The sequence below is a fragment of the Mycobacterium gordonae genome, from assembly GCF_002101675.1.
Classification (GTDB): Bacteria; Actinomycetota; Actinomycetes; order Mycobacteriales; family Mycobacteriaceae; genus Mycobacterium; species Mycobacterium gordonae.
Genome location: NZ_LQOY01000230.1, coordinates 1 through 14,932 on the forward strand (window position 1 = coordinate 1; position 14,932 = coordinate 14,932).

Consider the following 14,932-nt stretch of genomic DNA (forward strand, 5'->3'; position numbering starts at 1 on the left):
GCACAAGAGGCCGCACGGCACTAAACGTCGGCCTGCCCGGCGTTCATCTTGAGCGCGCGCTCGACGTTGGCTTTTTTGTCTTCCTCCGCACCCTTGGCCGCAGCCTTCCGGCGCCGGGCCACGACGGTGTCGACCGCGCCGTTGAGTGCCGACCCCAGCGGGAAGCCGAGGTAATGGGTGAGGAAGACGGCCATCTCCTTCAGCTCCGTCTCGCTGAGTTCTTCGTTGAGCAGTGCGGCGTTGATCTGGATCTCGGCCAGGTCGCGGTTTCCGATGGCGGTGACCGCGGTCAGCGTCATGATGCGCTTGTCCCGCATCGACAATCCCGGCCGGGTCCAGATCGAACCGAACAGGTGGTCGACGGTCAGGTCGAAGTAGGGGTCACCCTCGATATTGGGCATCTCCCAGCCGTAGACCTCGTTCATCTTCTCCAGGCCCTTGCGGCGCAGCTCGTCCATCACGCGTCCTTCTCTGTATGCGGCACTCCCAGGCCCGGCGCCAGCCGTTCGAGGGCCAGCTTAGCCAGCGGCAGATCGACCGAGACCGATTCGGCCAGAGCCAGCGCCAGGCTCAGGTCTTTTTCACCCAGACCGCGGGTGTGGGTAAACCCGTCGTAGAGGAAATGGCCCGGCTCAAGGTCTTTCGTATCGTCGCGGAACATGATCGAGCCGGCACCGCCGGTCAATTTGTCCGTGTGACGCACGACGTTGCCGAGGTCCTGCAGGTTCAACCCGGCGGCTTCAGCCAGCTTCCACGCCTCTCCCACTGCCGCATACGTAGTGAAGGTGAGCATGTTGCGAGCCAACTTCATCCGCGTGCCTGCGCCAGGCGGCCCGGCATGCACCACAAGGTCCGCCCAATGCTCGAACGGCTCCTTCACCCGGGCGAAAACCTCATCACTCGCCCCGACCATGGTCGCGAGTTGACCGAAACGCGCGGCGCGACCGCCACCACTGACCGGCGCATCGATGACATGAATGTCCCGAGTCTGAAGTTCGCGTGCCAACTCTTCGGCGGTGGTGTCGCTGATCGTCGAGTGGATCGCGATAATGGTGCCGGGCTTGGCGGCTGTGGCCAGCTCGTGCACCACGTCGCGCACTTGCTCGTCGTTCAGCACAGTCACGCTGATGATGTCGGCGTCCGCGACGTCGGCCACGCTCTCGGCGAGACGGGCGGCCCGGTCAGCGAATGGCGCCATCGCCTCGGCCCGAACGTCGTAAACCGTCAGGCCGCCAGGCCATTCGGACATCTTCTTGGCCATCGGGGTGCCCATGTTGCCGAGACCGATGTATCCCAACTTGAGTGCGTCAGACACTGGCGCCACTCCTCCTCATCGCTACGTCCCCCGCAAGCGGGCGGTACCCCCACTGCATCGTCGTCGGCGCGCTCATGACCGGATGATCTGTCCGCCATCGACGTTGAAAATCTGACCGGTGATCCAGCGCGCCTCATCGCTGAGCAGGAACAGACACATGCCCACCAGGTCATCGGGAGTTCCCATGCGCGACAACGGAAGCCCCTTGACGATGTCGTCGACGATCTCCTTGGGCGTGGTGGTGCGGTTGGCCTCGGTGTCGATGGGACCCGGCGCGATGGCATTGATCCGGATGTTCTGCCCGCCCAGTTCCCGCGAGAGTTGTTGGGTGAGGCCGTTGATGCCGACCTTGGCCAGGCCGTAGAAGTTGGCGTACAGCCAGGCCGCGGTGGACGACTGGTTGACGATCGCCCCGCCGCCGCGCTTGGTCATCTTCTTGTAGACCGCCCGGGTGCACCACAGGGCGCCGTCGAGGTTCACGCTCATGAATCGCTGGTAGTAGTCGGGGTCCACGGTGAGCAGGAAGTCTAGCTTCATCCCGCCGAAGATTGCGGCGTTGTTGACCAGGTAGTCGATACCGCCGAATTCGGCCAGCGTCCGGTCGGCCATGGCCTTGGCCGACGCCGGGTCCGACACGTCCACCGGAACGCTGATCGCGGTTCCGCCGTCGGCGACGATCTGCTTGGCCACCCCCTCGGCCGCCTCGGCGTTGATGTCGGCCACCACCACCGCCGCACCCTCCCGGGCCAGCGCCTCGACGTACGCCTGGCCGATGCCACCACCGGACCCGGTGACGATGGCTACCTTGTTCTCGAATCGCACGCTGCGCTCCTCTAATTCACTGCTGTGGCAATGGTTTTGATTTCCAGGTATTCTTCGAACCCGGCCAGGCCCATCTCACGCCCGTTGCCCGACTGCTTGTACCCGCCGAACGGCGCGTCCGCCGAATACCACACGCCGCCATTGACGTTGACGGTGCCTACCCGCATCCGCGAGGCGAACCGGGCGGCCCGGTCGGGGTCCGCACTGAAGACGGTGCCGGACAGGCCATATGGCGAGTCGTTGGCGATGCGCAGCGCGTCTTCGTCGCCGTCATGGGCAATCACCGTCAGGACCGGCCCGAAAATCTCTTCCCGCGCCACGCGGGCATCGTTACCCAGACCGGCGATCACGGTCGGTTCGATGAAATAGCCGACATCGCGCCCAGCCGGCCGGCCGCCGCCGCATGCGAAAGTCCCGCCCTCGGCGATCGCCGAGTCGAGGTAACCCTGCACGCGGTCGCGCTGCCGCGCCGAAATCACAGGGCCGCAAACCGTTCCGGGGTCGTTGGGATCACCCGGCTTGATACCGGACATGGTCCCCGCCGCGGCCGCAACAGCGTCGTCGTAATGCGCCCGGGGCACCACCAACCGGGTGGTGATGGCGCAGCCCTGCCCGGCGTGCATGGACGCGGTGAACCCCGCCATCGCGCATGCACCGGCCAGATCCGCGTCGTCGAGCACGACGAACGCCGACTTCCCACCCAGTTCCAGAAAGACCTTCTTGATGGTGGCGGCCGAGTCGCTCATCACGCTGCGGCCGGTGGCGGTGGATCCGGTGAACGAAATCATGTCCACCCGAGGGTCTTTGGCGAGCAGGGCGCCGACGCTGTGATCGCTGGACGTGACGATGTTGACCACGCCGGGCGGAAAATCCGTGTGCTCGGCAATGAGCTCGCCCAGCACCGCAGCGCACCAGGGAGTGTCGGGCGCGGGTTTGAGCACGATGGTGTTGCCCGCCGCCAGGGCCGGACCCAACTTGGCCAGATTGATCTGGTGCGGGAAGTTCCACGGCGTGATGGCTCCGACGACACCGACCGCCTCGCGGGCGATGGTGCGCCGGGTAGGAATGCCCATCGGCGCCGCCTGGCCCAGATCCTGGTTCCAGACATAGCTTTCGGCGGTCTCCGCCGCGAACGCCAGGTCGTTGACCGGACCCTCCAGCTGGGCCATCGAGGTGAGCATCCGCGGCGCACCCACCTCCGCGATGGTGAGCTCGCGTAGCTCTTCGGTGTGCTTCTGCATCGCTTCGCGCAGCTGCCGGATGCACCGCACCCGCAGCTCGGTGTCGCGCGACCAGTCGGTGTCGTCGAACGCGCGGCGCGCCGCTTCGATGGCGCGGCCCATGTCGTTCGCATCAGCGTCCGCCGCGACACCGAGCACCTCCTCGGTGGCCGGATTGGCAGTCGGGAAGGTGCCCGCAGCGCCTCTCGAGAATTTGCCGTCGATGAACAGCGCACTCGCGCCGTCGGCCAACAGGGCCATCTACCACTCCCACCCGGTGCGTTCAGCCGTCCCAAGCTGACGACCAATCTGAATGGACAACTGTCCGATATCGTTACTCCGAACCATAGCGCCGCACGCGGCGGAGGTGCAAGGGCCGATCCCGCCGATAGCGGAGCGCTCCGCCAATAAACACTTCTGACGTGCCCATTCACGAGCCGGGCTTGCTTCCCGCCGCGACCATCCTCTAGTTTGGACATGTGTCCAGCGATGCTGCGGTTTCAGTAGCCGGCCAGGCTCGGCAACCGGCCGGCGGAACCCCGCGGAACCGCCGCCAGGAGGAAACCTTCCGCAAAGTGCTCGCCGCAGGGATGGAAACCATGCGGGAGAACACCTACGCGGACCTGACCGTGCGCCTGGTCGCAGCCAAGGCCAAGGTGGCGCCGGCGACCGCCTACACGTACTTCTCCTCGAAGAACCACCTGATCGCCGAGGTATACCTCGATCTGGTGCGGCAGGTGCCTTACTTCACCGACGTCAATGTCGCCATGCACACCCGGGTAGACCAGGCGTTGCGGCACCTGGCTCTGGTCGTCGCCGACGAACCCGAAGTGGGCGCGGCGTGCACGGCCGCCCTGATGGGTGGCGGCACCGATCCCGCCGTGCGCGCCGTCCGGGACCGGATCGGCGCGGAGATCCACCGTCGCATCGCCTCGGCTATCGGCCCGGGCGCCGAACCCCGCACCGTGTCCGCTCTGCAAATGGCCTTTTACGGCGCCCTGGTGCAGGCCGGTAGCGGCGAATTCACCTATCACGAGATTGCCGACCGGTTGGCCGAGGTGGTGAGCCTCATTCTGGCCGGGGCCGAAAAAGGCGGTGACGCATGACGATTCACGTCGGGGACTCTGAATTAGTGCTCGACCCTTACGATTACGACTTCCACGAGGACCCGTATCCGTACTACCGGCGGCTTCGTGACGAGGCCCCGCTCTACCACAACGAAGCCCTCGGATTCTGGGCGGTGTCGCGGCACAGTGATGTGCACCAGGGATTCCGCAACAGCACCACGCTGTCCAATCGCGACGGGGTGTCGTTGGACCCGGTATCGCGTGGACCACACGCGTCGAAAACCATGTCGTTTCTGGCCATGGACGATCCGGCACATTTGCGGCTGCGCACGCTGGTGTCGAAAGGCTTCACCCCGCGCCGGATTCGCGAACTCGAGCCCCGGGTCACCGAACTCGCGGTTCAGCACCTCGACGTCATGCTGGAGAAGGCCGGCGCCGGAACGGTCGATTATGTTGCCGAATTCGCCGGCAAGCTGCCGATGGACGTCATCTCGGAACTGATGGGCGTCCCGGTTGCCGACCGCGACCAGATCCGGGCTTGGGCCGACGGCGTGATGCATCGGGAAGACGGTGTCACCGACGTGCCGGCATCCGCGATCGAAGCGTCGATCAACCTGATCGTCTACTACCAGGGCATGATCGCCGAGCGCCGCAAGAAGCTGACCGACGACCTGACCTCGGCGCTGTTGGAGGCCGAGATCGACGGCGACCGGCTCACCGACGAGGAAGTCCTCGGGTTCATGTTCCTGATGGTGATCGCGGGCAATGAGACGACCACCAAACTCCTTGCCAACGCCGCGTTTTGGGGGCACAAGAATCCCGGCCAGCTGACCCCGGTCTACGCCGACCTGTCCCGGATACCGCTGTGGGTCGAGGAGACGCTCCGTTACGACACCTCCAGCCAAATCCTGGCGCGCACGGTGTCGGGTCCACTCGAGCTGTACGGCACCACGATTCCCGAAGGGGACGTGCTATTGCTGCTGCCAGGGTCGGCCCACCGCGACGAGCGGGTGTTCGACGACCCCGACGAATTTCTGATCGGCCGTGACATCGGCTCGAAACTCTTGAGTTTCGGCAGTGGCGCGCACTTCTGTCTGGGGGCGCACCTGGCCCGGATGGAGGCACGGGTGGCGCTGACCGAGTTATTCAAGCGAATCCGCGGATACGAGGTGGACGAGGCCAACGCCGTCCGCGTCCACTCCAGCAATGTCCGCGGGTTCGCTCATCTACCTGTCACCGTGGAGGTCTCCTGATGCCCCGCTTCGAGCCGCATCCCGCGCGCCGGCCCGCCATCGTCGCGGGCGCGTCCTCGGGTATCGGCGCCGCGACCGCGACCGAGCTTGCGGCCCGCGGTTTTCCGGTGGCTCTCGGTGCGCGACGGGTGGAGAAGTGTCAGGAACTCGTGGACAAGATCCGCGCGGACGGCGGCGAGGCGGTCGCGCTGCCACTGGACGTCACCGATGCCGACTCGGTCAAGAACTTTGTGCGACAGGCTGCCGAGCAGCTCGGTGACATCGAGGTGCTGGTCGCCGGCGCCGGTGACACCTACTTCGGCAAGCTGCACGAGATCGACAGCGAGGCGTTCGAGTCCCAGCTGCAGATCCACCTGATCGGGGCCAACCGGCTTGCCACCGCCGTCCTTCCCGGCATGCTCGAGCGTCAGCGCGGCGACCTGATCTTCGTCGGTTCCGACGTCGCGCTGCGGCAGCGCCCGCACATGGGCGCCTACGGGGCGGCCAAGGCCGGCCTGATCGCCATGGTCACCAACCTGCAGATGGAGCTCGAAGGCACCGGCGTGCGGGCATCGATCGTGCATCCCGGCCCGACCAAGACGGGGATGGGCTGGAGCCTGCCGGCCGAGTTGATCGGCCCAGCGCTGGAGGACTGGGCCAAATGGGGCCAGGCCCGCCACGACTACTTCCTGCGGGCCTCCGACCTCGCCCGCGCGATCACCTTCGTCGCCGAGACACCCCGGGGCGGGTTCGTGGTCAACATGGAACTGCAGCCCGAAGCGCCGCTGGCCACCACCAAAGAACGTCAGCAACTGAAAGTTGATGAGGAAGCGCTGAATTCATGACTACCCAACTGAGCGTGCCGCGTGTGTCCGGCGGCGAGGAAGAACACGGCCACCTCGAGGAGTTCCGCACCGACCCGATCGGGCTGATGCAGCGGGTGCGCGACGAATGCGGCGACGTCGGCTGGTTCCAGCTGGCCGGCAAGCACGTCATCCTGCTCACCGGCGCCGGGGCCAACGAGTTCTTCTTCCGTTCGGCCGACGAGGATCTGGACCAGGCCGAGGCGTACCCGTTCATGACGCCCATCTTCGGCAAGGGCGTGGTCTTCGACGCCAGCCCCGAGCGCCGTAAGGAAATGCTGCACAACTCGGCTTTGCGTGGCGAGCACATGAAAGGCCACGCCGTCACCATCGAGGGCGAAGTGCGAAAGATGGTGGCCGACTGGGGTGATGAGGGCGAGATCGACCTGCTCGACTTCTTCGCCGAGTTGACCATCTACACCTCGACCGCCTGCCTGATCGGGCTGAAGTTCCGCAACCAGCTGGACTCCCGCTTCGCGCACTTCTATCACCAGCTGGAGCGGGGCACCGACCCGCTGTGCTACGTCGACCCGTACCTGCCGATCGAAAGCTTCCGCATCCGCGACGAGGCCCGCGTCGGCCTCGTGGCGTTGGTCCAGGAAATCATGGACCAGCGGATTGCCAATCCGCCCAAGGACAAAACCGACCGCGACATGCTCGACGTTCTAGTGTCCATCAAGGACGAGGACGGCAACCTGCGCTTCTCCGCCGACGAGGTCACCGGCATGTTCATCTCGCTGATGTTCGCCGGCCACCACACCAGTTCGGGCACCTCGGCGTGGACGCTGATCGAACTGATGCGGCACCCGGATGCATACGCCGACGTCGTCAAGGAACTCGACGAGCTCTACGCCGACGGCCAGGAGGTGAGTTTTCATGCGCTGCGCCAGATTCCGAAGCTGGAGAATGTCCTGAAGGAGACGCTGCGGCTGCACCCGCCGTTGATCATCCTGATGCGAGTGGCGCAGGGCGAGTTCGAGGTGGAGGGATACCCGATTCACAAGGGCGACTTCGTCGCCGCATCGCCGGCGATCTCCAACCGGATCCCGGAGGACTTTCCCAACCCCGACTCCTTCGATCCGGACCGCTACGAGAAGCCCCGGCAGGAGGACCTGGTCAACCGCTGGACCTGGATTCCGTTCGGCGCGGGCCGGCACCGCTGCGTCGGCGCCGCGTTCGCCCAGATGCAGATCAAGGCCATCTTCTCGGTGTTGTTGCGCGAGTACGAGTTTGAGATGGCCCAGCCCGCCGACAGCTACCACAACGACCACTCAAAGATGGTGGTGCAACTCGCCCGGCCGGCCAAGGTGCGCTACCGCAAGCGTGCTCAGGGGTAACTGCGATGGGATTTCGGATTGAAGCGGACCTGGACCTGTGCCAGGGCCACGCCATGTGTGAATTGGAGGCCCCGAACTTCTTCCGGGTGCCAAAGCGCGGCAAGGTCGAGATCATCGACCCCGAGCCACCCGAAGAGGCCCGGGACGAGGTGGAGCGGGCCGTCGAATCATGCCCCACGCAAGCACTGTTCATCAGAGAGAAAGAAGGCTGATATGGCGTCCCACCCACGTGAGGTACTGGAGGACTGGGTCGAACGCTGGCTGGAGGCCAACCGGGTGGCCGAGCGGGAAGGCGACTGGAAAGGCCTGGCGGACTTCTACGCCGATGACGCGACCTATGGCTGGAACATCGGGCCCAAAGAGGACGTGATGTGCGTCGGGATCGACGAGATCCGTGACATCGCGCTGGGCCTGGAAATGGAGGGGCTGGAGAACTGGCAGTACCCGTACCAGAAGGTGCTCATCGACGACAAGCAGGGCGAGATCGTCGGGTTCTGGAAGCAGGTGGCCATCGACTCCGACGGTGGCCGCTCCGAGATCTACGGCATCGGCGGCAGCTGGTTCCGGCTCAACGCCGACGCCAAGATCGAGTGGCAACGCGACTTCTTCGACTTCGGCCACGTCCAAGCGCTGTACCTGGACCTGATGAAAGCCGGAAAGCTGTCCCCGGGGATGCAGAAGCGCATCGAGCGCAGCCTGGCCGGCGAGAAGCTCCCCGGCTACTACCCGCTGGGCAAGGCGCCGGCACCCCTCTGGTAGGTCGTTATCCCGGTCAGCGGCACCCAACCAAGCATTTGATTTGTTAAACGCGCTATGCTGACCCTCAGGAGTGCTCTGTGGCACTCATCACCACCGTGCCGGGCATGATGGGGCCAGGCACTCTCAATTCAAAGGCGAAATGGGGTCAGGTCCACCGTGAAGACAAAAGGCGCACTGATCTGGGAATTCAACCAGCCCTGGTCCATCGAGGAAATCGAAATTGGCGACCCCGCCAAAGACGAAGTCAAGATCCAGATGGAAGCGGCCGGCATGTGCCACTCGGATCACCACCTGGTGACCGGCGGCATCCCGATGGCGGGCTTCCCGGTGCTGGGCGGCCACGAGGGCGCCGGCATCGTGACCGAAGTCGGCCCCGGCGTCGAGGACATCGCTCCGGGTGACCACGTGGTGCTGTCCTTCATCCCGTCCTGCGGGCAGTGTCCGACCTGTCAGTCCGGCATGCGCAACCTGTGTGACCTCGGCGCGGGACTGCTCGCCGGCGCCGCCGTGAGCGACGGCACCTTCCGCATCCAGGCCCGCGGCCAGAACGTCTTCCCGATGACCCTGCTCGGAACGTTCTCGCCGTACATGGTCGTGCACCGCAGCTCGGTGGTGAAGATCGACCCGTCCGTCCCGTTCGAGGTGGCCGCCCTGGTCGGCTGTGGCGTCACCACCGGCTACGGTTCGGCGGTCCGCACCGCCGACATCCGGCCGGGTCAGGACGTCGCGATCGTCGGCGTCGGCGGGGTCGGCATGGCCGCCCTGCAGGGCGCGGTCAACGCGGGCGCGCGCTTCATCTTCGCGATCGACCCGGTGGAGTGGAAGCGCGACCAGGCCCTGAAGTTCGGCGCCACCCACGTCTACCCGGACATCAATGCCGCGCTGATGGGCATCATGGAGGTCACCTACGGGCTGATGGCCCACAAGGTGGTCGTCACCGTCGGCGAGCTGCACGGCGCCGATGTCGACAACTACCTCAACATCACCCAGAAGGGCGGCACCTGCGTGCTGACCGCCATCGGCAGCCTGCTCGACACCAACGTCAACCTGAACCTCGCGATGCTCACACTGATGCAGAAGAACCTGCAGGGCACCATCTTCGGTGGCGGCAATCCGCAGTACGACATTCCGCAGCTGCTGTCGATGTACAAGGCCGGCAAGCTGAACCTCGACGACATGGTCACCACCCAGTACCGCCTCGAGCAGATCAACGAGGGCTACCAGGACATGCTGGAAGGCAAGAACATTCGCGGCGTCATCCGCTACACGGACGCTGATCGGTAACCCTGGTCCTGAGTGACCGGCTTTCCGCACCTGTTGGCGCCGGGGCGAATCGGCGCCATGACGGTGCGCAACCGGGTGGTCATGTCTCCGATGGAGACCATGTACGGCACCCCCGACGGCCTGCCTTCAGCGCGCACCCGTGACTACTTCGTCGCCCGCGCCAGGGGCGGCGTCGGTCTGATCACGCTGGGCGCCACCGGAGTCGACCCGCAGCATCCCGAAACACCGGGTGGATTGCACCTGGGCACCGACGCGGCCGTCGAGTCACACCGGGCGCTGGTGGACGAGGTGCACGCGCACGGCGCCAAGATCCAGCCACAGATCGTGCACGCCGGGCCGGACGGACTGGGGCCGGAGATGTTCGGCGCGACGTCGCTGGGGCCGTCGGTGATTCCGTCGTATCTGACCGGACGCCCGTCGGTGGAGATCACCGGCGCTCAGCTCACCAAGGTGCTCGACCTGTTCAAGGCGGCCGCGCGCCGCGCCGTCGAGGCCGGCTACGACGGAATCGAGCTGCACGCCGCACACGGCTACATGCTGCTGGGTTCTTTCCTTGCACCACAACGTAACCGGCGCACCGACTCCTACAGCGGCCACACCGCGCGGGGCCGGATGCGGGTGGTCCTGGACGCGCTGGCGGCGATCCGTTCCGAGATCGGCAACGCACTGCCGATCACCTTGCGCATCTCTGGGTACGAGCGCGTCGCCGGCGGCCGGCCCATCTACGAAACCGCCCGGATGGCGCCCGAACTCGTCGCCGCCGGTGTCGACGCGTTCCACGTCAGCGGCGGGGTGATCGACCGCCTGGTCACCGGGATGGTCAATAGCGCCGACGACGGCGCCGAGGTGAACGTGGGCGCCGCACACGCGGTCAAGCAGGTGGTGGACGTGCCGGTGATCGCCGTCGGCCGCATCCACGACCCGGTGCGGGCCGAACGCATCCTGGCCGACGGACGCGCCGATTTCATCGCCATGGGCCGCCCGTTGCTCGCGGACCCCGAGCTGCCGCGCAAGCTTGGATCCGGGCAGGCTAAGCGGGTTCGTCAGTGCATCTCCTGTGAAAACTGCATCGACGCAATGGAACAACGCTTCTCGGTCGACTGTGCGGTGAACCCGCGCACCGGCAAGGAACGCGCCCTGGCGGCACCCGCTGTCGCGCGCGCCAAACGGGTGGTGGTGATCGGCGGCGGCCCGGCCGGGCTGGAAGCCGCTCGGGTGGCCGCCGGCCGCGGGCACCGGGTGACGCTCTTCGAGCGCGGCCGGCAACTGGGCGGCGCGCTGCGCTGGGCGAGCATGCTGCATCCCGAGAACCAGCCGTTCCTTCGGTATCTGCGCCACGAGATCGCGTTCAGCGGCGCCGAAGTGGTTCTGGGGGAATCTGTTTCGGTTCGGGACATCGTTGCCGCAGCACCCGAGGCAGTAGTTGTGGCCACCGGTGGCCGGGTCGCCGTGCCGCCGATCCCGGGCGCGCACCTTCCGCACGTGCACACCGGACCCGGTTTGCGGGGCATGGTCGAGGGCCGGCGCTTTCTGCGTCCCGGCGCGGTGCGGATTGCCAGCCGCGCGTGGATGCCGTTCGGCCGCCGGGTCACCGTCATCGGTGGTGATCTGGTGGCGCTCGAACTAGCCGAATTCCTGGCGACGCGCGGGCGATTGGTCTCGATCGTCGAGGGCGGCAAAGACATCGCACCCGAGATCGGCAACAAGCGCAAGACCGAACACACCGATCGCCTGGACCGGTTGGGCGTCACCGTGCACGTGCGCGCCGAGGTCGAGCGAATCACCTCCGGCGCAGTGATATTCACTCCTGCCGGCAGTGTGAGCCGCGAACTGGCCGCCGACACCGTCGTCATCGCCGGCACCATCGAGCCGGACACCGGACTGTTCGACGCGCTGGTCGACGCGCTGCCCGACACGCCTGTTCATGCCGCCGGTGACTGCACCGGCCTGGGACTGATCCGCAAAGCCACCGAAGACGGCGCCCGCGCCGCGTGTGCAATCTAGAGAAGGAGAAACGCAATGACCCAAACCGCCCAATCCCCGGCGCTGACGGCCTCGCAATCGTCGTGGCGCTGCGTGCAGGCCCATGACCGCGAAGGTTGGCTGGCGTTGATGGCCGACGACGTGGTGGTCGAGGACCCGATCGGCAAGTCCGTGACCAACCCGGACGGCACCGGCGTAAAGGGCAAAGAGGGCGTCGCCACGTTCTACGACACCAACATCGCCGCGAACCAGTTGACGATCACCTGCGAAGAGACGTTTCCATCCAGTTCACCCAACGAGATCGCCCATATTCTGGTGCTCAACAGCAAGTTTGAGGGTGGCTTCAGCAGTGAGGTGCGCGGCGTGTTCACCTATCGCGTCAACGACGAGGGGCTGATCAACAGCATGCGCGGCTACTGGAACCTCGACATGATGAAGTTCACGCAGGAGTAACCCCGGGAGTAACCCCGCGAGCAGACGCAAAGTCCCCGAAAACCCCGGGTTTTCGGGGGCTTTGGCGTCTGCTCGGCCGAGGAACTAGCCGATGCGGCCGATGCCGGTGATATTTCCCTGCATGATCTTGCCGCCCATCAGGACCATGCACGCCGTCTGAATCGGGTCGCTGAGCAGAGTGGCCGACTTCGGCTGCTGGTGCATCAAATTCCCGGTGTTCGGATCGATCACCGAGTAGGCGAAGATGTCGGCCGGAGTGGTCTGGTCGAGCCCGATCCGGGTGATCGTGTAGATCAGCCCGTCTCCGGTCGACAGGTGCGGCAGCGCGGCGCTGCGAACCTTGCTCTCCCACACCGTATGACAGCCCGGGCCCGGATTGTTCATGTCCACCCGGGTCATTCCACCGACGAACGGCGCCGTCGGCGGCACCGCCGGGCCGGCACCTGGAGGCACCGCCGGATAGGGATAGCCGTAGGTGCTGGCGATGAACATCGAGTTGCCGGCACCGATCGGCGAGTTTTCGCTGCCCGGTCCGCCCAGGGTCAGCACGGTCTGCTGGCAGACGACATTGCCGGTGCCGGACTGGTACACCATCGCATGCACCTGCGGCTCGGCGTTGTCGACGATCGTCACGTAGTCAGCACCGGTGGGTCCGAAATATGTTGGGGTGGAGCCGGTTCCCCAACTCAGCTGGCCGGGCTTGCGGGCCGGGCCGCGGTCGTAGTTCTGGCTCCACATCACCTGCGGGTTGCCGCCGCCGTTGAGGTTGATCTCGTAGATGGCGAAGGTGGTCGCCACCGCGACGCGGTTCAGCGGCGACGCCGAAATACTGTTTGCCACCTGCTGTCCGGCGGGCAACTGCAAACTGGCGACGCCCCCAGCTGCTTTCGCGACCCCGACCACACCACCGGCGGTGGCGAACCAGACGTTGCCCTGATAGTCCGGGACCACGCCCACCGAGCTGTCACCGGGGGGTATGACGCTGGACAGGTCGGTGGACTGGGTGACGATCAACTGCCAGCGACCCCGCTCGTCCTTGGCATGCGCGATGCGCAGCAGGTGGTTGGCGCCGTCGATCAGCACCATCTGGTTGTTGTTGTCCAGGTAGGCGTAGACGCCGCCGAGCAGGCCGCCTTTGGTGATGTCCAAGCTGGCCAACGGGATAACCTGCGGCAGGATGCCGCCGGGGTCGATCAGATGCAGTACCGGAGCCTGTTGGGTGATCGTGGTACACAGCGCCAGCACCAGACCATCGGTGCCCTGGGTGATCGTCGGACAGGCGGCCAGCAGCGGGAACGCGAAGATCGGCACCAGGCGCGCGCCGGGGCCCGGGAGCGGTCCGGCGTCGGCCGATCCGGCGTCGTTGTGCATCGAGGCCAGGCCGTTGGGAGCCATGTACGGGTTGGGCGGACCCAAAGGACCGAACGCGTCGGCCGCGCGGGCCGGCGTCAGTGCAGGGATCAGGGACACCGCGCATGCGGTCAGCACCGCGACTGGAATGGCCAGCAGCGCTTTGGGAAAACGCACCAAGGTCGCCTCCCGTGAATTGAGTCACAAGGGATTCTGGCGGGCATTGAGAACGACACGGCTACGGTGCGTTAACGATTCGGCCGCACCGGCTCGCGGCGTCACGCTGGGTCCGGTATGAACACCCCGGTGCCCTGCGCCATCTTCGCCAGGGTTTCATAGGCCATCCACATGAAACCCTGCTCGCCCCAGCGCTTTCCGAAGCTGTTCTGGATTCGCACCGCGCCGGCGCTCTTGTTGTCGTCGTAGCCGGTGATGACCATGACGTGCCCGACCTTCTTGCCGGATGCGTTGATCATCCACTGTCCGTTGCCGACGTACGGCGAGGGTGTGCCGCGGTAGCGCGGGAAGTCGCTGTAAAGGTTGACGCCGAAGGCGACCGGCAGACCTTTCGCGATAACGGTTCGTAAGTTGTTCAAGCCATCCGGGCCGGTGATCCGGATCAGTTTGTGCCCTGGGATGGCGAACATCGGATCCGGGTCGATGGTGCGCGAGCCGTAGTCGGCCCAGTTGGCCTCACACGATGTGGCGGACTTGCGCCGGCCGATGTTGGGCGCCACGGCCAGCGACGGTGTGCCGCCGTTGTCCTGTAACCAGTTCAGGCACTTGACCATTTGGCCGCCCTTGCACGTGTTCTCGGTGAGCTTATTGGCCAGCTGGTATCGGATGTAGGCGTAGTCAGGACCGGCCCGGCGAGCGGGAGTGCTTGGCGCAGTGGCGCTTTTGCGGGCGGCGTGGAACGTCGCCAGGCCGTATACCGTGGCCCACACGAAGCAGTTCGGCATGGTCTGCCTACCCACCGGTGGCAACCACTCCGTCTTCACCGACGCCGCCGCGGGCAGCCGGCCCAGGGGCTTGGGCGTCTCGGGGGCTCCAGGCTCCGAGACGTCGGAATCGTATCCGTAGGAAGTCAGCTCGTAGGGCTCTTCGTCGTCGGTGCCGCACGCCGGCAGCGCCGCGCCCAGCGCACCGGCCGCCGCGAGCGCGAGCATCTGGCGTCGCCCGATCCGGAGCTGCATGCCGATGACCTTATTTTGTTGGCGATTGTGTTGGCGGCTTTTGATGTCGGT

At 65.8% G+C, this 14,932-nt stretch carries 15 protein-coding genes and 1 pseudogene; 9 read left to right on the plus strand and 7 right to left on the minus strand.

The features are described from left to right. Window positions 1-20: 20 nt before the first annotated feature. The 5 genes and pseudogenes from AWC08_RS29215 to AWC08_RS29230 all read right to left on the minus strand — a co-directional run bounded on the left by AWC08_RS29215 (window position 21) and on the right by AWC08_RS29230 (window position 3,618). Window positions 21-458: a carboxymuconolactone decarboxylase family protein gene (locus AWC08_RS29215; protein WP_065132035.1), complete on the minus strand. Its 438-nt coding sequence runs from the start codon at window positions 456-458 to the stop codon at window positions 21-23. After that, entirely contained in the window at window positions 458-1,315 is an 858-nt protein-coding gene (locus AWC08_RS29220) for an NAD(P)-dependent oxidoreductase (RefSeq protein ID WP_069433811.1), read from the minus strand. Before AWC08_RS29220 ends, AWC08_RS29215 begins: the two co-directional genes overlap by 1 nt. Before the next feature lie 2 nt (window positions 1,316-1,317). Beyond that, window positions 1,318-1,386 (minus strand): annotated as a pseudogene (locus AWC08_RS38755) (16S rRNA (guanine(966)-N(2))-methyltransferase RsmD); the annotation flags it as partial. 1 nt (window position 1,387) lies between these two features. Beyond that, on the minus strand, window positions 1,388-2,137 hold the full coding sequence (locus tag AWC08_RS29225; protein ID WP_069433812.1) for an SDR family oxidoreductase: 750 nt from the start codon (window positions 2,135-2,137) through the stop codon (window positions 1,388-1,390). A gap of 11 nt (window positions 2,138-2,148) precedes the next feature. Then, window positions 2,149-3,618, minus strand: coding sequence for an aldehyde dehydrogenase (locus AWC08_RS29230; protein ID WP_069433813.1), 1,470 nt, complete (start codon window positions 3,616-3,618; stop codon window positions 2,149-2,151). 218 nt (window positions 3,619-3,836) lie between these two features. On the opposite strand from AWC08_RS29230, the gene AWC08_RS29235 reads away from it, so the two are divergent. The 9 genes from AWC08_RS29235 to AWC08_RS29275 all read left to right on the plus strand — a co-directional run bounded on the left by AWC08_RS29235 (window position 3,837) and on the right by AWC08_RS29275 (window position 12,335). Further along, window positions 3,837-4,463, plus strand: a complete 627-nt coding sequence (locus AWC08_RS29235) for a TetR/AcrR family transcriptional regulator (protein WP_065134263.1) — start codon at window positions 3,837-3,839, stop codon at window positions 4,461-4,463. Then, window positions 4,460-5,677 (plus strand): cytochrome P450, encoded by a 1,218-nt coding sequence (locus AWC08_RS29240; protein WP_065134264.1) that lies wholly within the window; start codon window positions 4,460-4,462, stop codon window positions 5,675-5,677. Before AWC08_RS29235 ends, AWC08_RS29240 begins: the two co-directional genes overlap by 4 nt. Beyond that, complete coding sequence (locus tag AWC08_RS29245; protein ID WP_069433814.1) at window positions 5,677-6,501, plus strand: SDR family oxidoreductase; 825 nt, start codon at window positions 5,677-5,679, stop codon at window positions 6,499-6,501. Before AWC08_RS29240 ends, AWC08_RS29245 begins: the two co-directional genes overlap by 1 nt. Then, entirely contained in the window at window positions 6,498-7,856 is a 1,359-nt protein-coding gene (locus AWC08_RS29250; protein WP_065134266.1) for a cytochrome P450, read from the plus strand. Before AWC08_RS29245 ends, AWC08_RS29250 begins: the two co-directional genes overlap by 4 nt. Before the next feature lie 5 nt (window positions 7,857-7,861). Continuing rightward, entirely contained in the window at window positions 7,862-8,068 is a 207-nt protein-coding gene (locus tag AWC08_RS29255; protein ID WP_065134267.1) for a ferredoxin, read from the plus strand. Between the two features lies 1 nt (window position 8,069). Then, window positions 8,070-8,615 (plus strand): nuclear transport factor 2-like protein, encoded by a 546-nt coding sequence (locus AWC08_RS29260; RefSeq protein ID WP_065134268.1) that lies wholly within the window; start codon window positions 8,070-8,072, stop codon window positions 8,613-8,615. Window positions 8,616-8,771: 156 nt separating this feature from the next. Further along, window positions 8,772-9,899 carry an NDMA-dependent alcohol dehydrogenase gene (locus AWC08_RS29265; RefSeq protein ID WP_065134269.1) on the plus strand — a complete coding sequence of 376 codons (1,128 nt, stop codon included), beginning with the start codon at window positions 8,772-8,774 and terminating at the stop codon, window positions 9,897-9,899. 12 nt (window positions 9,900-9,911) lie between these two features. Next, window positions 9,912-11,903 (plus strand): NAD(P)/FAD-dependent oxidoreductase, encoded by a 1,992-nt coding sequence (locus AWC08_RS29270; RefSeq protein ID WP_069435344.1) that lies wholly within the window; start codon window positions 9,912-9,914, stop codon window positions 11,901-11,903. Window positions 11,904-11,918: 15 nt separating this feature from the next. Then, window positions 11,919-12,335 (plus strand): ketosteroid isomerase family protein, encoded by a 417-nt coding sequence (locus AWC08_RS29275; protein WP_065134271.1) that lies wholly within the window; start codon window positions 11,919-11,921, stop codon window positions 12,333-12,335. An 84-nt stretch (window positions 12,336-12,419) separates the two neighbouring features. Here AWC08_RS29275 and AWC08_RS29280 read toward each other — a convergent pair whose 3' ends face one another. Beyond that, window positions 12,420-13,862 (minus strand): hypothetical protein, encoded by a 1,443-nt coding sequence (locus AWC08_RS29280; protein WP_069435345.1) that lies wholly within the window; start codon window positions 13,860-13,862, stop codon window positions 12,420-12,422. Between the two features lie 101 nt (window positions 13,863-13,963). Beyond that, window positions 13,964-14,881, minus strand: a complete 918-nt coding sequence (locus tag AWC08_RS29285; protein WP_142283879.1) for a C1 family peptidase — start codon at window positions 14,879-14,881, stop codon at window positions 13,964-13,966. Window positions 14,882-14,932: the final 51 nt, after the last annotated feature.